Genomic DNA, 21,245 nt, shown 5'->3' with positions numbered 1-21,245 from the left:
CGGAGATCGATCATTGTCAGGCCGCCAGAAGTTCGTCGGCAGGGCCGAAGAACTCATAGTGGATGCGGTCAGACGGCACGCCCGCCTGCGTCAGGTCGGAGACCAGGGCGCGCAGGAAGGGGCGGGGACCGCAGAGGTAGTAGTCGGCCTCCTGGATCGGGGTCTTGTCGGCCAGCCAGGCGCCGTCGATCAGTCCGGCGTGGTCATAGTGGAAGCCCTGGGTCTCGCCCGCCGCCGGGGCTTCATAGAAGGTGCTGCTGCTCACGCCCGAGTGGGCCGCGGCCAGTTGGCGGACATGCTCGCCCATGGCGTGAACCCGACCGTCCTGGGCGCCGTGGACATAGTGGACCTGAACCTGCGGGTGATGGGCGACGAGGGTTTCCAGCATGGACACCATCGGGGTCAGGCCCACGCCGCCCGACAGCAGGACGACCGGACGCTGGGGCTGTTCAGGCAGGAAGAACTCGCCGGCCGGCGGCGAGACCTTCAGCACCATGCCGGGGCGGGCGTTGTCGTGCAGCCAGCTAGATGCCAGGCCGTGCGGTTCGCGCTTCACCGTGATGCGATAGGTCTCGTCGTTCGGCGCGCAGGAGATGGAGTAGTTGCGCTTGACCGGCGGGTGGCCGGGAATGTCGAACCAGAAGGTCAGATACTGGCCCGGCTGGTGGCGCAGCACCGGGCCGCCGTCGACCGGCTTCAGCACGAAGGAGGTGATGACCGCGCTCTCGGGGCGAACCTCGGCGATCTCGAAGGCGCGCCAGCCCTTCCAGCCGCCATTTGCGGCGGCCAGATCGTCATAGATGGCGGCTTCGCGCGTGATCAGGATGTTGGCCAGGAACCAGTAGGCCTCGCCCCAGGCGTTCATGATCTCTTCGGTCGCCGCATCGCCCAGGACGTGGGCGATGGCGCCCAGCAGGGCGTTTCCGACGTGGGGATAGTGTTCCGGCAGGATCTGCAGGCCGACATGCTTTTGGGCGATGCGCTCGACCGCGGCGGCCAGGGCGCCCAGATTATCGATGTTGTTGGCGTAGGCCAGGATGGCGCCGGTCAGGGCGCGGGGCTGGGAGCCTCCGGCGTCATGGTGCGACTGGTTGAACAGGTCGCGGATCTCGGGGTTCTGGAACATCCGCGAATACATCTCGCGGACGATGTCGAGGCCGTGGGCTTCGAGGGCGGGGACGGTGGCTTTGACAAGCGCGATCGTGCGCTCGCTGAGGGCTTGCGACATCAGGGTCTCCTTAGAAGATAGCGATGCGAGAGAGAGGTAAGCGGTCGCGCGGCCTCAGCCGGTGGGCGGTGCGCTATTGGGGGCGGCGGCGGGTCCGTTGATCTGCGACGGGCCGGTCATCGGCTTCGCTCCATTGATGCATTGAAAATACATCTATAGCTCGCGTTTGAAAGATGCAAACAGAATGCATATAATTCCGTGCAGCGGGATGACGCGCTGACCGGAGATCCGAATGCGCCTCACGCGATACACCGACTACGCCATGCGGGTGCTGCTCTACCTGGGCGCGCGGCAGGATCGGCTGTGTTCCATCGCAGAGATCGCGGGCGCCTACGGCATCTCCCAGAACCATCTGATGAAGGTGGTCAGCGACCTGGTGAACGCGGGCTATCTGGTCAGCGTGCGCGGGCGTGCAGGCGGGATTCGACTGGCGCGGCCCCCGGCCGAGATCAACATCGGCGCGGTGGTGCGCCACACCGAGGACGGGTTCGACCTGGTGGACTGCGGCAGTTGCGTCATCGCGCCCGCCTGCGGTCTGACCGGCGCCCTGGCCCAGGCCTTGAGGGCCTTCATGACGGTGCTGGACGGCTACACGCTTGAGAGCCTGCTGAACAAGCGCCTGGACATGGCGGGTCTGTTCGAAGGTTCGGCGGTCCGCCGCCGAGGCGTCAGCGCGCCTTAAGGCCTGGCGAGGTCCAGCTTCATCCCCGCGACGATCAGGCAGGCTGCGTCGGCGACGGCGGCGATCCGCTGGTTCAGCCGTCCCGCCTCGTCGCGGAAGCGGCGGCCCAGGGCGTTGTCGGGCACCAGCGACCAACCGACTTCGTTGCTGACGATCCAAACCGTCGCGGGGCAGGCGGCGAAGGCGGCGGCCAGATCGTCGATGGCGGCGGGCACGTCATGATCCCCCAGCATCTGGTTGCTGAGCCACAGGGTCAGGCAGTCGACGACCACGACATCCTCTGTGTTCAATGCGCGCACGGCGGCGGCCAGATCCAGCGGCGCTTCAAGGGTGCGCCAGCCGTCGCCGCGTTCGTCCCGGTGCCGGTCGATTCGGTCGCGCATCTCGTCGTCGAAGGCCTCGGCGGTGGCGATCATCAGGGGAGGGCGGCTCGTCGGCGTCGCCGCCTGTTCGGCCTGCTTCTGGGCGTAGGCGCTCTTGCCCGAGCGGGCGCCGCCGAGGATCAGGGTCAGGGTCATTGATCGTCTCCGGTTGACCTCGGGGGCGCGCGGTCCTACTGCCACGGTCGCGTCAGGTTCCCCGAAAGGGGATCAAAAGGGAACGGAGTGTGAAACTCCGGCTGTTCCCGCAACTGTAAGCGGCTAGCCCGCGCGTCATACGCCACTGGCGGTCAGGAAGGCCACGGCCTGAACGACTTCTGGGAAGGCGACGCGCACCGGCCTTGATCCGCGAGCCAGGAGACCTGCCTGTCGCCGTCGTTCTCCGCGCGGTCGGGATGTGCCGAGCGGTCGAGGCAACTCGTGTGACGACAGTCGTAAACCAGCCGCGTCAGCGGCCGCTTTCGCTCATCCGGGCGAAGGCCGGTCCGGCGCGTCGTCGTCATATGGAGAACCGGAATGAACCGGACCGCATTCGCTACCCTGGCCGCCGCCAGCCTTCTGAGCGCCGCCCCTGCCTTCGCGGCTGAAGTCACTGACCAACAGGCGGCCGCCCCTGACGTGGCGGGCCGCGCCGGCGCCACCGCCGTGGCCGACGTCATCGTCACCGCCAACCGTTCGGCCCAGCCGATCGAGCGCGTCGGCGCTTCGGTCACTGTCCTGACCCAGGCCGCCATCGAGGCGCGCCAGACCCCCGCCGTGGCCGAGCTTCTGGCCCGGACGCCGGGCGTCAGCTTCACCCGCAACGGCGGCGTCGGCGCGACCACCGGCCTCAACATTCGCGGCGCCGAGAGCCAGCACACCGTCGTCCTGATCGACGGGGTCAAGCTGAACGACCCGTCCTCGACGCAAGGCGGCTTCAACTTCGGCAACCTGCTGGTCGGCGACACGGCGCGCATCGAGGTGCTGCGCGGCGCCCAGTCGACCCTGTGGGGCAGCCAGGCCATCGGCGGCGTGGTCAACATCGTCACCGCTGAACCGACGGAGGCCCTACAAGGCTCGCTCGACGCCGAGGCCGGCGCGCGCGGCACGACCTATTTCCGCGGCGGGATCGGCGGCGCCAACGACCGACTGAGCTGGCGTCTGGCGGCCAGCCGCTATGACACCGACGGCTTCTCGGCCCTCGCCAAGGGAACGGAAGACGACGGCTACACCAACACCGGCCTGTCGGGCCGCCTGAACTTCAAGATCACCGACGCGGTCTCGCTGGACCTGCGCTCGGTCTGGTCCAGCGGCCAGAACGACTTCGACGCCTGGAACGGCGACAGCCGCGAGTACGGCAAGACCAAGGAGCTGGTCGGCTACGCCGGGCTCAACTTTGACCTGCTGGACGGTCGTTTCCGTAACCGCGTCGGCTATGCCGTGACCGACACCAACCGCCGCAACTTCAACCCGGCGACCCTGGTCCAGCCGCTGACCTTCGACGCGGCGGGCGAGAACCGTCGCTGGGAATACCAGGGCACGTTCGCCGTCACCGAGGCGCTGAACACCACCTTCGGCATCGAGAGCGAGCGGTCGGAAATGCGCACCCGCTCGCCCTCAAGCTTCAACCTGAACCCGGCCTTCTCGCGCGGTGAAGCCGACCTCGACAGCGCCTATGCCCAGGTGCAGTGGACGGTGCTGGACGGTCTGACCCTGACGGGCGGCCTGCGCTACGACGACCATGCGCAGTATGGCGACAACCTGCTGGGTCAGGTCGCGGCCGCCTGGGCGCTGAACGACGGCGACACCGTCGTGCGCGCCAGCTGGGGCCAGGGCTTCCGGGCGCCGGGCCTGTACGAGCTCTACAGCGAATACGGCAACCTGACGCTGCAGCCGGAAGAGTTCGACAGCTGGGAAGTCGGCGTCGAGCAGCGCCTGTTCGACCGCGCCGTCGTCTCGGCGACCTACTTCAACCGTCAGGCCGACAACGAGATCCGCTACAACAGCTGCAGCTTCGGCACGACCGATCCGCTGTGCACGGTCAACGGCGTCGGCCGTTGGGGCTACTACCGCAACGTCCTGAAGACCGAGGCCCAAGGCGTCGAACTGATCGGCCGCATCGACGTGACCGAGCGCCTGAACCTCAGCGCCAACTACACCTGGACCGACGCCAAGAGCGCCTCGGGCGCCACGGACGGCAAGCGCCTGACGCGTCGCCCCGAGCACATGGCCAACTTCGCCGCCGACTACGCCTTCGCCTTCGGCCTGAAGACGGGCGTGGCCGTGCGCTATGTCGGCGAGACCTTCAACAACGACGCCAATACCGTCGTCGTCGACGAATACACCCTGGTCGACATCCGGGCCTCCTATCCGATCAACGACAACCTCGAAGTCTATGGCCGGATCGAGAACGCCTTTGACGAGGAGTATCAGACGGTCCTGAACTACGGCACGGCCGGCCAGGGCGTGTTCGCCGGCGTTCGCGTCCGGTTCTGATCCGATGAGCCAAGCCGCGCTTCTGACAGCGGCGACCCGGCACGGCGGCGGTCTGATGAAGGCCGCCGCCGCCTATCCCGACGCGCCGCGACCGTGGCTGGACCTGTCCACAGGGATCAACCCCGAGCCGTGGCGCGGGCCGCGCGCGGCGGAGGCGGAGTTGAACCGCCTGCCCGATCCCGGCGCGCTGGTCGCGCTGGAGACGGCGGCGGCCGCGGCCTTCGCCGCCGCGCCGGAGCGGACGGCGGCCGTGGCGGGGGCTGAGGCGGCGATCCGTCTTCTGCCCCTGCTGCTGGGCGTGCGTTCGGTCGAGATCGTCGGCCCGACCTACGGCGCCCATGCCGAGGCCTGGCGAGCGGCGGGCGTGGCGACGCGCCTGATCGCGGCCGATCAGGCGGCGGCGTCGCAGGCGGGGGTGCTGGTGATCGTTAATCCGAACAACCCCGACGGACGCCTGACCCGGCGGGCCGACCTGATCGCCATGGCCCGTGAACGCTCAGTTGCGGGGCGCTGGCTGGTGGTGGACGAGTCCTTCATCGAGTGCGCGCCCGGCGACAGCGTCGCGGACGTGGTCGAGCCGGGCCTGATTGTCCTGCGCTCGTTCGGCAAGTTCTATGGTCTGGCCGGGGTGAGGCTGGGCTTCATGCTCGCGGCGCCTGATCTGGTGCTGCGTCTGCGCGCCCTGCTGGGCGACTGGCCGGTCGGCGCCGATGCGCTGGCCATGGGGCGAGGAGCCTATGCCGATCCGGAATGGCGCAAGCGGACGGAGGCCGCCCTGGCCGAGCGCGCTGATCGGCTTGACGACCTGCTGGCGCGGGCGGGGTTCGAGATCGTCGGCGGGACCAGCTTGTTTCGCATTACGCGCACGCCGCACGCCGCGCGCTGGTTCCAGCATCTGTGTCGAGCGGGCATCCTAACCCGGCCGTTCGATCACACGCCGGATGCGCTTCGCTTCGGTGTGCCGAGCGAGCGCGACTTCCCGCGCCTGAAGCGCGCTCTAGGGGCCTTCTCGTGAGCGCGACGCGGCGACAGGCGTTGGCGGGGGCAGGAGCGGCCCTGATCGCCGCGCCCGCCGTCGCGAAGGCCGCGCCGCGCCGCATCGTGTCGCTGAACGCCTGCCTTGACGCCGTCCTGGTCCACGTCGCCGACCGGGGTCAGATCGCGGCCCTCAGCCACTATGCGCGCGAGCAGGCCGGTTCGACCATTTCCGAGGTGGCCAAGACCCTGCCCTTCACCTGGGAGACGGCCGAGGAGGTCATCGCCCTGCGCCCCGATCTGGTCCTGACCAGCCGCCACAGCGCGCTGGCGACCCGCAATGCGCTGGGCCGCATGAACATCCCGACCGAGCTGTTCGCCGTGCCCGACAGCGTGGCGGCCAGTCTGGATCAGGTGCGCGAGGTCGCCCGTCTGGTCGGTCGTCCAGCGCGGGGCGAGGCCCTGATCGCCCGCATCGAGGCCGCCATCGCCGCCTCGGCCCCGCCGCCCGGCGCGCGACCGCTGAAGGCCCTGATCTATCAGCCCAATGGTTTCGCCGCCGGGCGCGGCACCCTGATGGACGAGATGATGACCCGCGCCGGGTTCGAGAACGTCGCCGGGCGCTACGGACTCGGCAAATGGGGCAATGTGCCGGTCGAGCGGTTGCTGGCTGACCCGCCGCAGGTCCTGCTCAGCGGCGTGCCGGTTCAAGGCTCGCGCACCTGGGCCGACCGGGTGATGCGCCACCCGGCGCTGGCGTCGTTGTCGGGTCGGATGGTGCAGGCGCGATTGGAAGAGAAGCTGCTCTATTGCGGCGGGCCGGTGCTGATCCAGACCGCCGCCGCCCTCGCCGAGGCGCGCCGCACGGCGCTGGAGGCCCTGTAATGACCTTGCCGCGTCCGCTGATCCTGATCGGTCTTCTGGCCCTGATCGCCCTCCTGTGCGTCGCCAGCATGAGCGCGGGCCGCGTCTGGATTCCGTGGAGCGACTGGGCCGCCCGGCAAGGCGACCCGGCCTGGGCCATCCTGTTCGAGCTGCGTCTGCCGCGCACCGTGCTGGCCCTGATGGTCGGGGCGGTGCTGGGCCTGACGGGCGCGGCGCTGCAGGGTTATACGCGCAATCCGCTGGCCGACCCGGGGATGCTGGGTGTCTCGACCATGGCGGCGCTGGGCGCGGTCATGACCCTCTATCTGGGCGTGGCGGCCAGCGCGCCCTGGGTGCTGCCGGTCGCGGCCATGATCGGCGCCGGGCTGGGCGTGGTCCTGCTGCTGGCCCTGGCGGGGGCGACCAGCAGCGTCATCACCTTCATTCTGTCGGGCGTGGTGATCCAGACCATGGCCGCCGCCGGGGTGGCGTTGGCGCTGAACCTGGCCCCCAACCCCTGGGCCGTGAACGAAATCGTCAACTGGCTGATGGGCTCGCTGGCCGACCGCAGCCTGATCGAGTTGAAGCTGGCGGCGCCGGGCATGATCCTGGGCTGCCTGCTGCTGATGACGCAGGGGCGGACGCTGGACGCCCTGACGCTGGGCGAGGCCGGGGCGCGGTCGCTGGGGGTGCGGCTGGACCTTGGCCGCATGATGCTGGCGCTGGGCGCGGCCCTGGCGGTCGGGTCGGCGGTGGCGGTGACGGGGTCTATCGGCTTCGTCGGCCTGATCGTGCCGCACCTGCTGCGGCCCCTGATCGGGGCGCGGCCCGGCGGCCTGCTGCTGCCCTCGGCCCTGGGCGGCGCGGCCTTGGTGCTGGCGGCGGATATTCTGGTGCGGCTGACCCCCTCGGCGGCCGAGATCAAGCTGGGCGTGGCTATGGCGGCTCTGGGCGGCCCCTTCTTCCTGGCCCTGTTGATCGGCATGAGGAGGAAGCTGGCATGAGCCTTCTGAGCGCGGAAAACCTGTCCGTCCGGTTGGGCGACAAGGCGGTGCTGAACGGCGTCGGCGCGGCCTTCGCGCCGGGGTTGGTCACGGCGGTGGTCGGGCCAAACGGCGCCGGCAAGTCGACCTTGCTGGACTGTCTGGCGGCCCTGCGTCGGCCCGACGCCGGGAGGGTGACGCTGGACGGACGCGCCCTGCGCGATCTGCCGTCGCGCGAGCGGGCGCGGCGCATCGCCTACCTGCCTCAGAACGCCGAGATCGCCTGGGCGGTGGACGGCCGCACCTTCGTCGGTCTGGGCCGCACGCCCTATGTCGGCGCCTGGGGGCTGACGGCCGAGGACCGGGCGGCCGTGGATCGGGCCATGACCGTGACGGGGGTGGAGCGCTTCGCCGACCGTGTGGTCTCGACCCTGTCGGGCGGCGAGCGGGCGCGCGTCCTGATCGCTCGCGCCCTGGCTGGCGATCCGCAGTGGCTGCTGGCCGACGAGCCGTTGGCGGGTCTTGATCCGGGTCACGTTCTGGACGCCTGCGACCTGTTCCGGCGGCTGGCGGAGGAGGAAGGGCGCGGGGTGGTCGTCACCCTGCACGACCTGGACGCCGCCCTGCGCGTGGCCGACCGGGTGATCGTTCTGGCCGAGGGGCGGGTGCTGGCCGACGGCGCGCCGGTCGAGGCGCTGTCGCCCGACGTGCTGAAGGCGGCCTACGGCGTCGAGGCGCGCACCCTGGAAGGGGCGCGGGGGCCGGTGCTGGAGATGGTCGGCCGTGCCCGCTAGCCTGCCCACCCCCTGGATCGTCGCCGGCGCCCTGCTGGTCGAGGGCGCGGTCGGCTGGCCGCGTCGCCTGCCGCATCCGGTCGTCTGGATCGGCCGCCTGATCGCGGGGCTGGAGCGGCGCTGGAACCGGGTCGAACGGCCAGAAGGGGGGCGTCGCCTCCTGGGCGTCGTCGTGGTGATGATCTTGCTGGCTGTCGCTGGCGGCGTCGGCTGGGGCCTTGAGCGGCTGGCCGCCATGGCGCCCTTCTGGCCGGGCCTGATGCTGGTTGTCGTCTGCGGTGCGGCGGGCCTGGCGGCGCGCAGCCTGTTTGATCATGTCCGGGCCGTCGCCCGGCCTCTGACGGCGAGCGATTTGCCAGCGGCGCGTCTCGCCGTCGGCATGATCGTCGGGCGCGACGTGGAGGCGATGGACGAGGGCGAGGTCGCCGCCGCCGCGCTGGAGAGCCTGGCCGAGAGCTTCTGCGACGGGGTGGTGGCGCCGGTTTTCTGGTTCGTGATTGGCGGCCTGCCGGGGCTGTTCGCCTACAAGGCGATCAACACCGCCGACAGCATGATCGGCCACATGGAGCCGCGCTGGCGGGCTTTCGGCTGGGCGGCGGCGCGGACCGACGATGTGATGAACTGGATCCCGGCGCGGATCGCGGGGGGGCTGATCGCGCTCGGCGGCTGGCAGGGCTGGCGCATCATGTGGCGCGATGCGGGCAAGCACGCCTCGCCCAACGCCGGCTGGCCCGAGGCCGCCGTGGCCGGCGCATTGCGGGTTCGGTTGGGCGGGCCGGTTCGCTATGACGGCGTCATGACCTATCGACCCGACTTCGGCGACTGGGCGCGGCCGCGCGCTCATGATCTTCATCGCGGCCTTCGCGTCTATGGCGTGGCCTGCGCCGCGCTGATGCTGCTTCTGATCGCTGGAGGTTTCGCATGGCCGCGCTGATGATCCAGGGCTGCGGCTCGGACGTGGGCAAGTCGGTGCTGGTCGCCGGTCTGTGCCGCCTGTTCGCCAATCGCGGCCTGACGGTGCGGCCGTTCAAGCCGCAGAACATGTCCAACAACGCCGCCGTCACCGCCCCGGACGCCGAGGGGCGTGTGGGCGAGATCGGCCGCGCTCAGGCGCTGCAAGCCCTGGCCTGCCGCGTCCCGCCGACGGTGGACATGAATCCCGTCCTGCTGAAGCCGCAGAGCGATACCGGCGCCCAGTTGGTCGTGCGCGGACAGGTCGAGGGCGTGTGGCAGGCGGCGGGCTATCAGGACCGCAAGACGGCGCTGCTGGACGTGGTGCTGGACAGCTTTCGTCGCCTTCAGGCTGAGGCCGATCTGGTGATCGTCGAGGGGGCGGGCAGTCCGGCCGAGACCAATCTGCGGGCCGGGGACATCGCCAACATGGGCTTCGCGCGCGCCGCCGACGTGCCTGTGGTTCTGGTCGGCGACATCGACCGGGGCCACGTGATCGCCGCCCTGGTCGGCGCCCGCGCCGTTCTGGACGAGGCGGACTGCGCCATGATCAAAGGCTTCTTGATCAATAAGTTCCGGGGCGATCCTGCGCTATTTGATCAAGGACGCGCCGAGATCGCGCGGCGCACGGGATGGACGGATCTGGGCATGGCCCCCTGGCTGGCTGACGCCCGGTCCTTGCCGGCCGAGGATGCGGTGGTTCTGGAACGTTCGAGCGTCGCGCGCGGCGGGCGGGTGCGGATCGCCGTGCCCATGCTGTCACGCATCGCCAATTTCGACGACTTCGACCCTCTGCGGCACGAGCCAGGCGTGGATTTTGGTTTCGTGCCGCCGGGACAGGCCCTGCCGGGCGACGCCGACCTGATCATCCTGCCGGGGACCAAGGCGACGCTGGCCGATCTGGCCTTCCTGCGGGCGCAGGGCTGGGACGTGGATATCGCCGCCCACGTTCGACGTAGCGGGCGCGTGCTGGGCGTTTGCGGCGGGTATCAGATGCTGGGCAGGACGATCAGCGATCCGGACGGGATCGAGGGCGTGGCCGGATCGGCGCCGGGGCTGGGTCTGCTGAACGTCGAGACGGTGCTGGCGGGCGACAAGACCTTGCGCCGGGTGGAGGGGCGCCTGGCGGGGGCCGACGCTCCCTTTGACGGCTATGAAATCCACATCGGCCGCACCGACGGTCCGGACGCCGCGCGCCCTGTCGCCCGCATCGACGGCCAGCCACACGGCGCGGTTTCGCCGGACGGGCGGATCGCGGGCCTCTATGTCCACGGCCTGTTCGACCGGGCCGAGGCGCGGGCGGCCTTGCTGGCGGAACTGGGCGCGGCGTCTGACGGCGTTGATCAGACGGTGCGCGTCGATCAGGCGCTGGACCGCATCGCCGCGGTGCTGGAGGCGCATTTCGACATCCCGGCGCTGAGCCGGATCGCGGGCCTGACATGAGCGAACTGAATGAACTTCTGACCGTTCCGTCGCTGGACTGGACGCTGGAGCCTGTCTTGCAACAGGCGCTGGACGGCAAGGCCAAGCCGCCGGGCGCCCTCGGGCGGATCGAGGAACTGGCGCTGAGGCTGGGTCTGATCCAGGAGCGGACGCGGCCCGTCGTGAGGCAGCCCGTTCTGTTGGTGTTCGCGGGCGATCACGGCCTGACGCGCTCGGGCGTGGCGGCCTTTCCGTCGGGCGTGACCGTGGCCATGGTCGACACGCTTCTGGCGGGCCGGGCCAGCGCCAACGCCTTCGCCCGCGTGGTCGGGGCCGAGGTTCGGATCATCGACGCGGGCGTGGCCGCCGATCTGTCGGATCGGGCGGGGCTGGTCCAGGCCAAGATCGCGCAGGGGACCGAGGACGCCTCGGTAGAGCCGGCCATGACGCCGCAGCAGGCCGAGGCGGCCCTGATGGCCGGGTCGCGCATCGTCCAACAGGCTGTCGCCGACGGCGCCGATCTGATCGCGCTCGGCGAAATGGGCATCGGCAACAGCGCCTCGGCCGCCCTGCTGATGCACCGGCTGGCGCCCGCGCCGCTGGACGATTGCGTGGGGCAGGGGGCGGGCCATTCGCCCGAGGGCATGGCGAGGAAGCGCGCCGTTCTGGCCCGCGCGGCGGCGCGGTCGGATGCGACCGTGCCGTTTGAAGTTCTGACCCAGTTCGGCGGCTATGAGATCGCCATGATGGCCGGCGCCCTGCTGGCGGCGGCCAAGGCGGGGGTTCCGGTTCTGGTCGACGGCTTCATCGGCACGGCGGCGGCCTTGCTGGCTGTTCGTCTGGCGCCCGCTGCGCGCGACTATTGCCTGTTCGCTCACGCCTCGGCCGAGGCGGGGCATCGGTTGATGCTGCAGCGGCTGAACGCCCGGCCCCTGCTCGAACTGGACATGCGGCTGGGCGAGGGGACCGGCGCCCTTCTGGCCGTGCCTCTGGTCAAGGCCGCCTGCGCCCTGCTGTCCGAGGTCGCCGAGCTGGCTGAGGTGCTGGAGGCGGCGAGTTGATCCGGCATGAGGCGCGCCTGGTCGTCTGCGCGCTGCAGTTTCTGACGCGCATTCCGACGCCGCAGCTAGCCGGTTTCCAGCCGGAATGGATCCAGCAGAGCGCCCGCTACTATCCGCTAGTCGGTCAGATCGTCGGGGGCGTGTCGGCGCTGATCCTCTATGGCGCGGCGCAGGTCTGGAGCCCGTGGATCGCGGCGCTGCTGGCCGTGGGCGCCGGGATCGCCCTGACCGGGGGCTTCCATGAGGACGGACTGGCCGACACGGCCGACGGCCTGGGCGGCGGTCTGACCCGCGACCGCCGGCTGGAGATCATGAAGGACAGCCGGCTGGGCTCTTACGGCGCGCTGGCGCTGGGCCTGACCCTGGCGCTGCGGGCGGCGGCTCTGGCCATGCTGGCGCAGGCCTCGCCCCTGTTGGCGGCGCTCGCGCTTCTGGCCGCGCACGGACTGGGGCGGGCGGCGGCGGTCGCGGCCATGACGGTCATGCCCTATGGCGGCGATCCGGGCATGGCCAAGGAGGGCAAGCCCGACCGCGCCTCGTGGGGCGGGCTGACGGTCGCGGTTCTGATCGCCCTGTGGCCGCTGGTCTTCCTGCCGCCGGTCGTCGGGGCAGGCGGCGTCGTGCTGGGCCTGCTGGTCGGCGCGGTCCCGGCCTGGCTGGCGTGGCGGCTGATCGGCGGGCGCACCGGCGACGTTCTGGGCGCGGTGGAACAGGCGTTCGAGGTCGGCTTCCTGCTGGCCGTCGCGGGGCTGGCGATCGGATGAAGCTGATCGTCGCGCCCTTGCACGAAGTCCCCGGTCTGATGGCCAGCCGCCGACCGTCCCATCTGATCAGCCTGGCCTCGCCGGGCCATGTCGATGCGTCGCTGGCCGAGCCGCCGCCGCACCGGCTGGACCTGAGATTCAATGACATCGTCGAACCGCGCGAAGGCCTGACCCCGCCGAGCGAAGCGGACATCGCCGCCCTGCTGACCTTCGCTGAGACCTGGGACGGGACGCGGCCCCTGCTGATCCATTGCTGGGCAGGGGTCAGCCGTTCGACGGCGGCGGCCTATGTGGTCGCCTGCGCCCGATCAGAGCCGGGCAGGGAGCAAGACTGGGCCGAGCGCCTGCGTCATGCCGCGCCGACCGCCACGCCCAATCGGCTAGTCGTCGCCCTGGCCGATCGTTGTTTGAACCGCGACGGCGCCATGAGCCGCGCGATCGCCGCTATCGGGCGCGGGGCCGAGACGGCCTGGGGCGAAGCCTTCGAACTTGACCTGTCTTCCCAAGGAGCCTCGCGCCGATGACCGACGCTGATCTGAACGCCCGTCACGCCGAGAAGATGAAGAAGGTTCAGGCCGCCCGCGCCCGGATGATGGCGGCCAAGACGGTCGAGCGGGGCCTGGTCATCGTTCACACCGGGACCGGCAAGGGCAAGACGACGGCGGCGCTGGGCATGGTCTGCCGCATGATCGGCCATGGCATGAAGACGTCGATCATCCAGTTCATCAAGGGGGCGATGGAGACAGGCGAGCAGAACCTGTTCGACGCCTTTCCCGATCTGGTCGAGATGCGGCCGATGGGCGAGGGCTTCACCTGGGACACCCAGGATCGGGCCGCCGACATCGCCAATGTCCGCAAGGCCTGGGAGGCGGCCAAGGCGCGCATCATGGACCCTGAGTGGAAGATGGTCGTCTGCGACGAGTTGAACATCGCCCTGCGCTACGACTACCTGCCGGTCGAAGAAGTGCTGGCGGTCCTGGCCGCCCGGCCCGCCGACACCCACGTCGTCATCACCGGCCGCAACGCTCCGCCCGAACTGATCGAGGCGGCGGATCTGGTCACCGACATGCAGATGGTGAAGCATCCGTTCCGATCCGGTGTGAAGGCCCAGGCCGGGGTCGAGTTCTGATGACGGCGGCGCGTCTGATCGTCTGTTCGACCTGCCGGTTCTCGAGCGAGGAGCCGACGGACGCCGAGGGGCGGTCCGGGGGAGGTCGACTGCTGGACGCCGTGTCCGCCGTGGTGGAGGCGAGCGGCGCCGAGACCTTGCGGGTGGAGGGGCAGGCCTGCCTGTGGGCCTGTTCCAGCCATTGCGCCGTTCATCTGGCCCAGGCGGGCAAGCCGGCCTATCTGGCCGGGCGGTTCGCCCCCACGCCGGAAAGCGCCCAGGCGATCGTCGCCTTCGCCCGTCTCTATGCCGCCAGTCCTGACGGGGCCGTCGCCTATCGTGACTGGCCGGAAGGCGTGAAGGGCCGTTTCATCGCTCGCCTGCCCGCCCTGTGAGGTCCGTCGCCGTGGGCTGCGACGATCCGGCGATTGCCCCGGCGAAACGGCGTGCTACAGGTGCCGAATGGGCTTTTCTTCGATCAGGCAAGGACTGATGGCGGCGCTTCTGGCGTCGTTCCTGGCCCTGTTCGTCCTGGTTCCGGCGGTCGACGCCATGAGCTGCAGCCCCGAGGCCGAGCTGTCTGAAACCGCCATCCTGCTGATCGACGACCATTCCGGCGAGACGGGCGTGGGCGGCGATGCGGATCACGCGGTCTGCTCGCATGGCCATTGCCACCACGGCGGGGTCTCGACGCCCGCGCGTTCGGCCCTGTCCTTCGAGGTCGCAGCCGTGCGTGCGCCGGTCTATGCGCGCCCGCAAAGCCGACTGATCTCGCATCCGCCCGCCGGTCCCGAGCGCCCGCCCCGAGCCTGACGTGATCGCGCCCTTGCGCGCGCTTCTTCACGTCAATTTCTCGGGAAACAGGATATGCCATCCCCTTATCGTCGTTCGCCGCGTTTCGCGGCGGGCTGCGCCATGGTCGCTTTAGCGACCGCTATCGCCGGCCCCGCCTGGGCCGACCCCGCCCCTGGGTTCGACAGTCTGCTGCAACAGATCGGTGCCGCGCCGACCGCCGTGGAGGCCGAGGCGCTTCTGGATGCGGCCGAGGCTCGCGTTCGACAGGCGCGTGTTCGTCCCAATCCGACGCTCGCCGTGGATGTTGAAAACGCCTTCGGCAGCGGGCCGTTTCAGGGCTTCGGCAACGCCGAGACGACCTTGGGCCTGAGCCAGGATCTTGAGCTTTGGGGCCGTCGCGGCGCTCGGGTCGATGTGGCGCGGGCTGAGGCGGGGACGGCGGCGTTGCGCCGCGATCTGGCCGTTATCGACGCCGCCGGTCGCCTGGCCCTGATCTACGCCGAGGCCGAGGCGGCGGGTCGTCGCTTCGACCTGGCTGAGGAGGCGCTGAGCGTCACCCTGGCCGATGCGCGCGCGGCGCTGACCCTGGTCGAGGAAGGCCGCGAGCCCATGGTGCGCGCCCTTCAGGGCGAAAGCGAAGCCGCCACCGCTCGCGCGGCTCTGGACGAGGCGATGGCTGAACGCGACGCGGCCTTCGCCCGGTTGACGGCGGAGGCCATGCTGCCGACCCCGGTGACGGCGATCGAGGTCAGCTTGATCGATCGGCTTCCATCGGCGTCGATGACCGCCAACGCCGGGACGCCCGTCGTGCGTGTCGCCGAGGCTGAACGCGACGCGGCGGAGCGGCGGATCGCGGTCGAGCGAGTTCAGTCGCGCCCTGATGTCAACGCTTCAGTCGGCCTGCGCCGCTACGAGGCCGAGGATGCGACAGCCCTGACCTTTGGGCTCAGCATGGCCTTGCCTTTGTTCGACCGGAACCGGGGCGCTATCGACGCCGCTCAGGCTGAATTCCGCGCCGCCGAGGCCCGCCTGACAGGGGCGCGCCACCAGGCGCAGGCCGATCGGAACGCGGCGGTCGCGCGGCTGAACGCCTCGGCCAGTCGGGTCGCGGCCGCGGACGCCGGGGTGACGGCGGCGCAGGAGGCCTATCGCCTGTCGCGCATCGGTTTTGACGCCGGGCGCATCTCGCAACTGGAGCTGCGGTCTTCGCGCGCGGCCCTGATCTCTTCCCGAAACGCGGCCGTCGACGCCCGCCTGGCGCGGGTTCGCGCGGAAATCGACCTAGCGCGCCTGCAAGGCCGCGCCCCGTTTGGAGCTGTTCAATGAAACGCGCCGCTGAGCTGAACAAGACCTGGCTGATGGCCGGAGCCGCCGCTGTCGTCCTTCTGGGCGGAGCGGGTCTTTATGCGCTGAACAGCCGACCGACGACCAAGACGCCTGAGGCTGCTCAATCGGAGGAACAGGCCTCAGGCGAGGCTGCTTCCGAAGAGGGCGTCGTCGAGCTGAGCCCGGCTCAAATCGAGGCGGTCGGCATCTCGGTCGTGGCGGCGGGCGGCGGCGGGGGCGGCGAGGTGCGTCTGTCTGGCCGGGTGGAGCCGATGGTGGATGCACGCGCGGCTGTGGCCGCCGCCGTCGCGGGTCGCGTCGAGCGCGTGTTGGTGGCGTCGGGGCAGTCCGTGCGCGCCGGTCAGCCCTTGGCCGTTCTGGTCAGCGGCGACGCCGCCGCCCTGCGGGCCGACGCCGATGCGGCCCAGGCCACGGCGGTCGCCGCCCAGCAGGCTCACCGCCGCGAGGAAGACCTGGCCAACCAGGGCGTAGTGGCGCGTCGCGACGCCGAAGTGGCCCATGCCCAGGCCCTGGGCGCCGAGGCCGCCGCGCGGGCCGCGCGGGCGCGCTCGGCCGCCGCCGGATCGCCTGACGCCATGGGACGCCTGCGTATCGTCAGCCCTATCTCGGGCGTGGTCACGAGCGTGCAGGTCGGTCCCGGCGGCTTTGCGGCCCAGGGGGCGGTGGTGGCCGAAATCACCAATCCCGCCCACGTCGAAATGGTGTTCAGCGCCCCGCCTGCGGTCGCCGCTCATGTCCGCGCCGGGGGACGGATTCGCGTCACGACCGCCGCGGGCGACGTCGAGGGCGTCGTGACCGGCGTGGCGGCGGGCGGAGGGCTGGACAGCGGCGCCGTCGTCATCCGCGCGCGCCCAGGCGGCGGCGCCTTGCCGCCCGTGGGATCGGCGATCACCGGAACAGTGACGACGGGCGAGACGGAAGGCGGCGTCGCCGTGCCCTCCGAGGCGGTGCAGACTCTCGAAGGGACGAACGTGGTCTTCGTCCGCACCGCGACCGGCTTCCGCGCCGCGCCGGTCCTGGTCGGGCGGCAAGCCTCTGGACGAACCGAGATCCTGCGGGGTCTGACAGGATCTGAACGTATCGCCGCCGTCAACGCCTTCCTGCTGAAAGCCGAGCTCGCCAAGGGCGAAGCCGAGCACGGCCACTAGGAGCGATGGATCATGTTCAAGACTCTCATTGAGGCGTCCGTTCGCTTTCGCGGGTTTGTCGTCCTGGCCGTGGCCATGGTGGCCGCGTTTGGCCTGTTCGAACTGACCAAGCTGCCGATCGACGCTGTTCCCGACATCACCAACCGACAGGTCCAGATCACGACCGTCGCCCCGGCGCTGGCGCCCGAGCAGATTGAAAGACAAGTCACCTATCCGCTGGAAACGGCCATGTCGGGCATCCCCGGTCTGGTCAGCACCCGGTCGCTGTCGCGCAACGGCTTCAGCCAGATCACCGTCGTCTTCACCGACCAGACCGACATCTATTTCGCCCGCCAGCAGGTGGCTGAGCGGATGCGGCAGGCGTCGGACAGTCTGCCTGAAGGCGTCGAACCCAATCTGTCGGCCATCACGACGGGGCTGGGCGAAGTGTTGATGTGGACCGTCGACTATGTCCCCTTCGGCCCCAGAACGACAGTGGCGACGGGCAAGCCCGGCTGGCAGGCGGACGGCGCCTATCTGACGCCGGAAGGCGAGCGGCTGACCACGCCGCAGCAGCGCGCCGCCTATCTGCGAACGGTCCAGGACTGGATCATCGCCCCGCAGATGCGGACCAGTCCCGGTCTGGCGGGCGTCGACGTCAACGGCGGCTATGTGAAGGAATACGCGGTGCGGCCCGACGCCGCCGCCCTGACCCGCTATGGTCTGAGCCTGAGCGATCTGGTGCAGGCGCTGGATCGAGCCAATACGCAAGGCGGCGCCGGCTATGTCCAGCGGGCGGGCGAGGCCCTGGTGGTTCGCACCGACGCCCTGGCCGCGACGGTCGAGGATCTGGCTCAGGCGCCGGTGGTCAATCGCGGCGGGCTGGTGGTCCGCGTCGCTGATGTGGCGATGGTCGAGATCGGCCAGGCGCCGCGCCTGGGCGGGGCCAGCCGCGACGGGCACGAGGCCGTCCTCGGCACCGCCCTTATGCTGGCCGGCGAGAACAGCCGGACGGTGGCGCAGGCGGCGGCGAAACGGCTGGAACAGGTGGCGGCCAGCCTGCCGCCCAGCGTGGTCGCCACGCCGGTTCTGAACCGCAGCGATCTGGTCAACTCGACCATTTCGACGGTGGCGCGCAACCTGATCGAAGGCGCGCTGTTCGTCATCGTCGTGCTGTTCCTGCTGCTCGGAAACTTCCGGGCGGCGGCGATCACCGCCCTGATGATCCCGCTGTCCTTCCTGTTCGCCGTCATCGGCATGAACCGCTTCGGCATCAGCGGAAACCTGATGAGTCTGGGCGCGCTCGACTTCGGCCTGATGGTCGACGGCGGGGTGGTGGTGATCGAGAACACCCTGCTGATGCTGACCCAGAAGCGCGGCGAACTGGGGCGGATGCTGACCCGCAGCGAACGCCTGGGCGTCGCGGTCCAGGCGGCGCGTCGAATGGTCAAACCGGCCGCCTTCGGCCAACTGATCATCCTGCTGGTCTTCACGCCGCTGCTGATGCTGGAGGGGGTGGAGGGCAAGACCTTCGTGCCGATGGGCGCGACGGTGATGCTGGCCCTGGTCGGCGCCTTCATCTTCTCCTTCACCTTTGTGCCCGCGATGACGGCCCTGTTCGTGCGCGAGCCGAAGACGGTTCACCTGGGGCCGGACGGTCAGGCCGAGGAGCATGAGACGCGCGTCCTGCGCTTCGCCCGACGCTGGATCCAGCCGGCTATCGGCGCGGCCGTGGTGCGTCCCAAGGTGGTCCTGATCGCCGCCGTGGCGATGCTAGGCGTGGGGACGATCGCCTTTATGAGCCTGGGCCGGGAGTTCATCCCGACCCTGGACGAGGGCGACATCGCCATGCAGGCCTTGCGCGTGCCGTCCGCCTCGCTGGAGCAGTCCCTGGCCATGCAGATGGCGCTGGAACGCGCCATCAAGGCCCAGCCGGAAGTCGAGACCGTCTTCTCGCGCACCGGCACCGCCGAGGCCGCCGTCGATCCGATGCCCGCCAACATTTCGGACGCGGTCATCATCCTGAAGGATCGCAAGGCCTGGCCCGATCCCAAGCTGTCGAAGGAAGACCTGATCGCCCGCATCGAAACTGTCGCCAGCCAGCAGATAGGCAACAGCTTCGAGTTCAGCCAGCCGATCGAACTGCGCTTCAACGAACTGATCTCGGGTGTTCGCACCGACCTGGCCGTCATGGTCTATGGCGACGACTTCGGCACCCTGCAGAAGACGGCGGAGCAGGTGGCCGCCAAACTTCGGGCGACGCCCGGCGCGGCCGATGTGCGGGTGGAGCAGGCGTCCGGCCTGCCGACCCTGACCATCAGCGTCGATCGCTTCGCGGCGGCCAACTACGGCCTGTCCGCAGCCGATGTGTCGGAAGCGGTGTCCACCGCCATCGGCGGCGCCGAGGCCGGCCGCATCTTCGAGGGCGACCGGCGCTTCGACGTGGTCGTGCGTCTGCCCGACGACGCCCGCAACGATCCCGCCACCCTGGCCGCCTTGCCGATCGTTTCAAGCACGGGCGTTGTCGTGCCCCTGTCCTCGGTCGCGCGTATCCACACCGCCGAAGGCCCGAACCAGATCAGTCGCGAGAACGGCAGCCGACGCATGGTGGTCCAGGCCAATGTGCGCGGCCGCGATCTGGGCGGCTTCGTCGCCGAGGCTCAACGGTCGGTGGCCGAGGTCGCTCTGCCGGTCGGCTATCGGCTGGATTGGGGCGGGCAGTTCGAGAACCTGAAACGGGCCGAACAACGCCTGGGACTGGTCATTCCCATTGTCTTCGTCCTGATCGGCGTCCTGCTGTTCATGGCGCTGGGGTCCTTCATGGAGGCGGGACTGGTGTTCGCCTGCGTGCCTCTGGCCCTGGTCGGCGGGGCGCTGGCGCTGCTGCTCAGGGGGATGCCGTTCTCGGTCTCGGCGGCGGTCGGCTTCATCGCCGTGTCGGGCGTGGCGACCCTGAACGGCCTGGTGCTGATGCAGGCGATCCGCGAGCGGCTTCAGGCCGGTCTGGCGCCGGCGGTTGCGGCCATCGAAGGGGCGTCCAGCCGCCTGCGGGCCGTGCTGACCACCGCCCTGGTCGCCATCGTCGGCTTCATTCCGATGGCGCTGGCGCACGGGGCGGGGGCCGAGGTGCAGAAGCCGCTGGCCACCGTGGTCATCGGCGGGCTGCTGACCGCCACGGCCCTGACCTTGCTGGTTCTGCCGACCTTCGCCGCCCGGGCGGCGAGGCGTCGGGCGCCGGAAGGACGGGACGAATAGGGGCGGGGCGGCTCGTCGCGAAGGCGGGCCGCCCCAACTCGGCGTTCGACGAGATGCCAAACCTGTCCAATCTGTAACTTGTCGAGGGGGCGACGAAGCCGTCAGTGTGAAGTCTCTTTTACATCGCGGGGGCGCTTCATGCTGACGATCAACAATCTGGTCCATGTCTACGGCAACGGGACGCGGGCTCTGGACGACGTCAGTCTGACGATCCCGACCGGGATGTTCGGCCTGCTGGGCCCGAACGGGGCGGGCAAGTCGACGCTGATGCGGACCATCGCCACCCTGCAGACCCCGACCTCGGGCGAGATCCGCTTCGGCGACATCGACGTGATCCGTCAGCCGGAACAGTTGCGCCGCACGCTGGGCTATCTGCCTCAGGACTTCGGCGTCTATCCGCGCGTCTCGGCCTACGACATGCTGGACCACATGGCGGTGCTGAAGGGCATAGCCGACGGCAAGGAACGCAAGCAGACGGTCGAGGCCCTGCTGAACCAGGTCAATCTGTGGAGCGTCCGGCGCAAGGCCCTGGCCGGTTTCTCGGGCGGGATGCGTCAGCGTTTCGGCATTGCCCAGGCCCTGATCGGCAATCCCCGCCTGATCATCGTCGATGAACCGACGGCGGGTCTGGACCCGGAGGAGCGCAACCGCTTCCTCAACCTGCTGGCCGAGATCGGCGAGAACGTGGTGGTCATCCTGTCGACCCACATCGTCGAGGACGTGGCCGACCTGTGCCCGCGCATGGCGGTGCTGGCGGGCGGCAGGATCCAGTTGGAAGGCGCGCCGCTGGAGCTGATGAAGCAACTGTCCGGTCGCGTGTGGAAGAAGGCCATCGCCAAGGAGGCTCTGCCCGAGCATCGCGCCCGCTACGAGGTCATCTCGACGCGCCTGTTCGCCGGTCAGACCGTGATCCACGTCCTGGCCGACGTCAGGCCGGGCGAGGGCTTCGAGCCGGCCGCGGGCGGTCTGGAGGACGTCTATTTCTCGACCCTGGCCGCTTCGCGCCGCCCCGTCGTCGCTCAAGCCGCCTGAGG

Annotated in this window: 20 protein-coding genes and 1 riboswitch; of the genes, 18 read left to right on the top strand and 2 right to left on the bottom strand. The window is 70.0% G+C overall.

Going from position 1 to position 21,245, the window contains the following annotated elements:
• Positions 1-16: 16 nt before the first annotated feature.
• On the bottom strand, positions 17-1,228 hold the full coding sequence (gene hmpA / locus AC3IS2_RS09805) for an NO-inducible flavohemoprotein (RefSeq protein ID WP_489197521.1): 1,212 nt from the start codon (positions 1,226-1,228) through the stop codon (positions 17-19).
• A 232-nt stretch (positions 1,229-1,460) separates the two neighbouring features.
• Here hmpA and AC3IS2_RS09800 point away from each other — a divergent pair, with 232 nt between their 5' ends.
• Complete coding sequence (locus tag AC3IS2_RS09800; RefSeq protein WP_489197519.1) at positions 1,461-1,910, top strand: RrF2 family transcriptional regulator; 450 nt, start codon at positions 1,461-1,463, stop codon at positions 1,908-1,910.
• Here AC3IS2_RS09800 and cobU read toward each other — a convergent pair.
• Positions 1,907-2,428 carry a bifunctional adenosylcobinamide kinase/adenosylcobinamide-phosphate guanylyltransferase gene (gene cobU, locus AC3IS2_RS09795; protein WP_489197518.1) on the bottom strand — a complete coding sequence of 174 codons (522 nt, stop codon included), beginning with the start codon at positions 2,426-2,428 and terminating at the stop codon, positions 1,907-1,909. The two genes, AC3IS2_RS09800 and cobU, sit on opposite strands and share 4 nt — an antisense overlap.
• A gap of 37 nt (positions 2,429-2,465) precedes the next feature.
• Positions 2,466-2,674, top strand: a riboswitch (cobalamin riboswitch).
• Between the two features lie 132 nt (positions 2,675-2,806).
• Between cobU and AC3IS2_RS09790 the strand changes: the two genes are divergently transcribed.
• From AC3IS2_RS09790 to AC3IS2_RS09710, 17 genes are all read left to right on the top strand, one after another.
• The gene (locus tag AC3IS2_RS09790) at positions 2,807-4,765 is read left to right on the top strand and encodes a TonB-dependent receptor plug domain-containing protein (RefSeq protein ID WP_489197516.1); all 1,959 of its coding nucleotides are present in this window, start codon (positions 2,807-2,809) and stop codon (positions 4,763-4,765) included.
• Positions 4,766-4,769: 4 nt separating this feature from the next.
• Positions 4,770-5,780, top strand: coding sequence for a threonine-phosphate decarboxylase CobD (gene cobD / locus AC3IS2_RS09785; protein ID WP_489197515.1), 1,011 nt, complete (start codon positions 4,770-4,772; stop codon positions 5,778-5,780).
• Entirely contained in the window at positions 5,777-6,625 is an 849-nt protein-coding gene (locus tag AC3IS2_RS09780) for an ABC transporter substrate-binding protein (RefSeq protein WP_489197513.1), read from the top strand. Before cobD ends, AC3IS2_RS09780 begins: the two co-directional genes overlap by 4 nt.
• Entirely contained in the window at positions 6,625-7,608 is a 984-nt protein-coding gene (locus tag AC3IS2_RS09775; protein ID WP_489197511.1) for a FecCD family ABC transporter permease, read from the top strand. The genes AC3IS2_RS09780 and AC3IS2_RS09775 overlap by 1 nt, the downstream gene beginning before the upstream one ends.
• Positions 7,605-8,381 carry an ABC transporter ATP-binding protein gene (locus tag AC3IS2_RS09770; RefSeq protein ID WP_489197510.1) on the top strand — a complete coding sequence of 259 codons (777 nt, stop codon included), beginning with the start codon at positions 7,605-7,607 and terminating at the stop codon, positions 8,379-8,381. Before AC3IS2_RS09775 ends, AC3IS2_RS09770 begins: the two co-directional genes overlap by 4 nt.
• The gene (gene cbiB, locus AC3IS2_RS09765) at positions 8,371-9,315 is read left to right on the top strand and encodes an adenosylcobinamide-phosphate synthase CbiB (RefSeq protein WP_489197508.1); all 945 of its coding nucleotides are present in this window, start codon (positions 8,371-8,373) and stop codon (positions 9,313-9,315) included. The genes AC3IS2_RS09770 and cbiB overlap by 11 nt, the downstream gene beginning before the upstream one ends.
• Positions 9,303-10,775 (top strand): cobyric acid synthase, encoded by a 1,473-nt coding sequence (locus AC3IS2_RS09760; RefSeq protein ID WP_489197507.1) that lies wholly within the window; start codon positions 9,303-9,305, stop codon positions 10,773-10,775. Before cbiB ends, AC3IS2_RS09760 begins: the two co-directional genes overlap by 13 nt.
• Positions 10,772-11,815, top strand: a complete 1,044-nt coding sequence (cobT, locus tag AC3IS2_RS09755; protein WP_489197505.1) for a nicotinate-nucleotide--dimethylbenzimidazole phosphoribosyltransferase — start codon at positions 10,772-10,774, stop codon at positions 11,813-11,815. The genes AC3IS2_RS09760 and cobT overlap by 4 nt, the downstream gene beginning before the upstream one ends.
• The gene (gene cobS / locus AC3IS2_RS09750) at positions 11,812-12,579 is read left to right on the top strand and encodes an adenosylcobinamide-GDP ribazoletransferase (RefSeq protein WP_489197504.1); all 768 of its coding nucleotides are present in this window, start codon (positions 11,812-11,814) and stop codon (positions 12,577-12,579) included. The genes cobT and cobS overlap by 4 nt, the downstream gene beginning before the upstream one ends.
• Positions 12,576-13,103, top strand: a complete 528-nt coding sequence (locus tag AC3IS2_RS09745; RefSeq protein WP_489197503.1) for a tyrosine phosphatase family protein — start codon at positions 12,576-12,578, stop codon at positions 13,101-13,103. The genes cobS and AC3IS2_RS09745 overlap by 4 nt, the downstream gene beginning before the upstream one ends.
• Entirely contained in the window at positions 13,100-13,708 is a 609-nt protein-coding gene (gene cobO, locus AC3IS2_RS09740) for a cob(I)yrinic acid a,c-diamide adenosyltransferase (RefSeq protein ID WP_489197502.1), read from the top strand. Before AC3IS2_RS09745 ends, cobO begins: the two co-directional genes overlap by 4 nt.
• The gene (locus AC3IS2_RS09735) at positions 13,708-14,082 is read left to right on the top strand and encodes a DUF1636 family protein (protein WP_489197500.1); all 375 of its coding nucleotides are present in this window, start codon (positions 13,708-13,710) and stop codon (positions 14,080-14,082) included. The genes cobO and AC3IS2_RS09735 overlap by 1 nt, the downstream gene beginning before the upstream one ends.
• 97 nt (positions 14,083-14,179) lie before the next feature.
• Complete coding sequence (locus AC3IS2_RS09730) at positions 14,180-14,500, top strand: hypothetical protein (protein WP_489197499.1); 321 nt, start codon at positions 14,180-14,182, stop codon at positions 14,498-14,500.
• A gap of 102 nt (positions 14,501-14,602) precedes the next feature.
• On the top strand, positions 14,603-15,808 hold the full coding sequence (locus AC3IS2_RS09725; RefSeq protein ID WP_489197498.1) for a TolC family protein: 1,206 nt from the start codon (positions 14,603-14,605) through the stop codon (positions 15,806-15,808).
• Complete coding sequence (locus AC3IS2_RS09720; RefSeq protein WP_489197497.1) at positions 15,805-16,977, top strand: efflux RND transporter periplasmic adaptor subunit; 1,173 nt, start codon at positions 15,805-15,807, stop codon at positions 16,975-16,977. Before AC3IS2_RS09725 ends, AC3IS2_RS09720 begins: the two co-directional genes overlap by 4 nt.
• 12 nt (positions 16,978-16,989) lie before the next feature.
• A complete protein-coding gene (locus AC3IS2_RS09715) occupies positions 16,990-20,211 on the top strand; it encodes an efflux RND transporter permease subunit (protein ID WP_489197495.1) in 3,222 nt (1,073 codons plus the stop codon).
• A gap of 138 nt (positions 20,212-20,349) precedes the next feature.
• A complete protein-coding gene (locus tag AC3IS2_RS09710) occupies positions 20,350-21,243 on the top strand; it encodes an ABC transporter ATP-binding protein (RefSeq protein WP_489197493.1) in 894 nt (297 codons plus the stop codon).
• The last annotated feature ends 2 nt before the right edge of the window (positions 21,244-21,245 follow it).

It is taken from the genome of Brevundimonas sp. KH_025 (assembly GCF_057839885.1).
This window is presented reverse-complemented; position numbering and strand designations above follow the sequence as displayed.

Excerpts from the sequence above, each read along its gene's own strand:
- hmpA (WP_489197521.1), bottom strand. The coding sequence starts at position 1,228 with ATGTCGCAAGCCCTCAGCGAGCGCACGATCGCGCTTGTCAAAGCCACC.
- AC3IS2_RS09800 (WP_489197519.1), top strand. The coding sequence starts at position 1,461 with ATGCGCCTCACGCGATACACCGACTACGCCATGCGGGTGCTGCTCTAC.
- cobU (WP_489197518.1), bottom strand. The coding sequence starts at position 2,428 with ATGACCCTGACCCTGATCCTCGGCGGCGCCCGCTCGGGCAAGAGCGCC.
- AC3IS2_RS09790 (WP_489197516.1), top strand. The coding sequence starts at position 2,807 with ATGAACCGGACCGCATTCGCTACCCTGGCCGCCGCCAGCCTTCTGAGC.
- cobD (WP_489197515.1), top strand. The coding sequence starts at position 4,770 with ATGAGCCAAGCCGCGCTTCTGACAGCGGCGACCCGGCACGGCGGCGGT.
- AC3IS2_RS09775 (WP_489197511.1), top strand. The coding sequence starts at position 6,625 with ATGACCTTGCCGCGTCCGCTGATCCTGATCGGTCTTCTGGCCCTGATC.
- AC3IS2_RS09770 (WP_489197510.1), top strand. The coding sequence starts at position 7,605 with ATGAGCCTTCTGAGCGCGGAAAACCTGTCCGTCCGGTTGGGCGACAAG.
- AC3IS2_RS09760 (WP_489197507.1), top strand. The coding sequence starts at position 9,303 with ATGGCCGCGCTGATGATCCAGGGCTGCGGCTCGGACGTGGGCAAGTCG.
- cobT (WP_489197505.1), top strand. The coding sequence starts at position 10,772 with ATGAGCGAACTGAATGAACTTCTGACCGTTCCGTCGCTGGACTGGACG.
- AC3IS2_RS09745 (WP_489197503.1), top strand. The coding sequence starts at position 12,576 with ATGAAGCTGATCGTCGCGCCCTTGCACGAAGTCCCCGGTCTGATGGCC.
- cobO (WP_489197502.1), top strand. The coding sequence starts at position 13,100 with ATGACCGACGCTGATCTGAACGCCCGTCACGCCGAGAAGATGAAGAAG.
- AC3IS2_RS09735 (WP_489197500.1), top strand. The coding sequence starts at position 13,708 with ATGACGGCGGCGCGTCTGATCGTCTGTTCGACCTGCCGGTTCTCGAGC.
- AC3IS2_RS09730 (WP_489197499.1), top strand. The coding sequence starts at position 14,180 with ATGGCGGCGCTTCTGGCGTCGTTCCTGGCCCTGTTCGTCCTGGTTCCG.
- AC3IS2_RS09725 (WP_489197498.1), top strand. The coding sequence starts at position 14,603 with ATGGTCGCTTTAGCGACCGCTATCGCCGGCCCCGCCTGGGCCGACCCC.
- AC3IS2_RS09720 (WP_489197497.1), top strand. The coding sequence starts at position 15,805 with ATGAAACGCGCCGCTGAGCTGAACAAGACCTGGCTGATGGCCGGAGCC.
- AC3IS2_RS09715 (WP_489197495.1), top strand. The coding sequence starts at position 16,990 with ATGTTCAAGACTCTCATTGAGGCGTCCGTTCGCTTTCGCGGGTTTGTC.
- AC3IS2_RS09710 (WP_489197493.1), top strand. The coding sequence starts at position 20,350 with ATGCTGACGATCAACAATCTGGTCCATGTCTACGGCAACGGGACGCGG.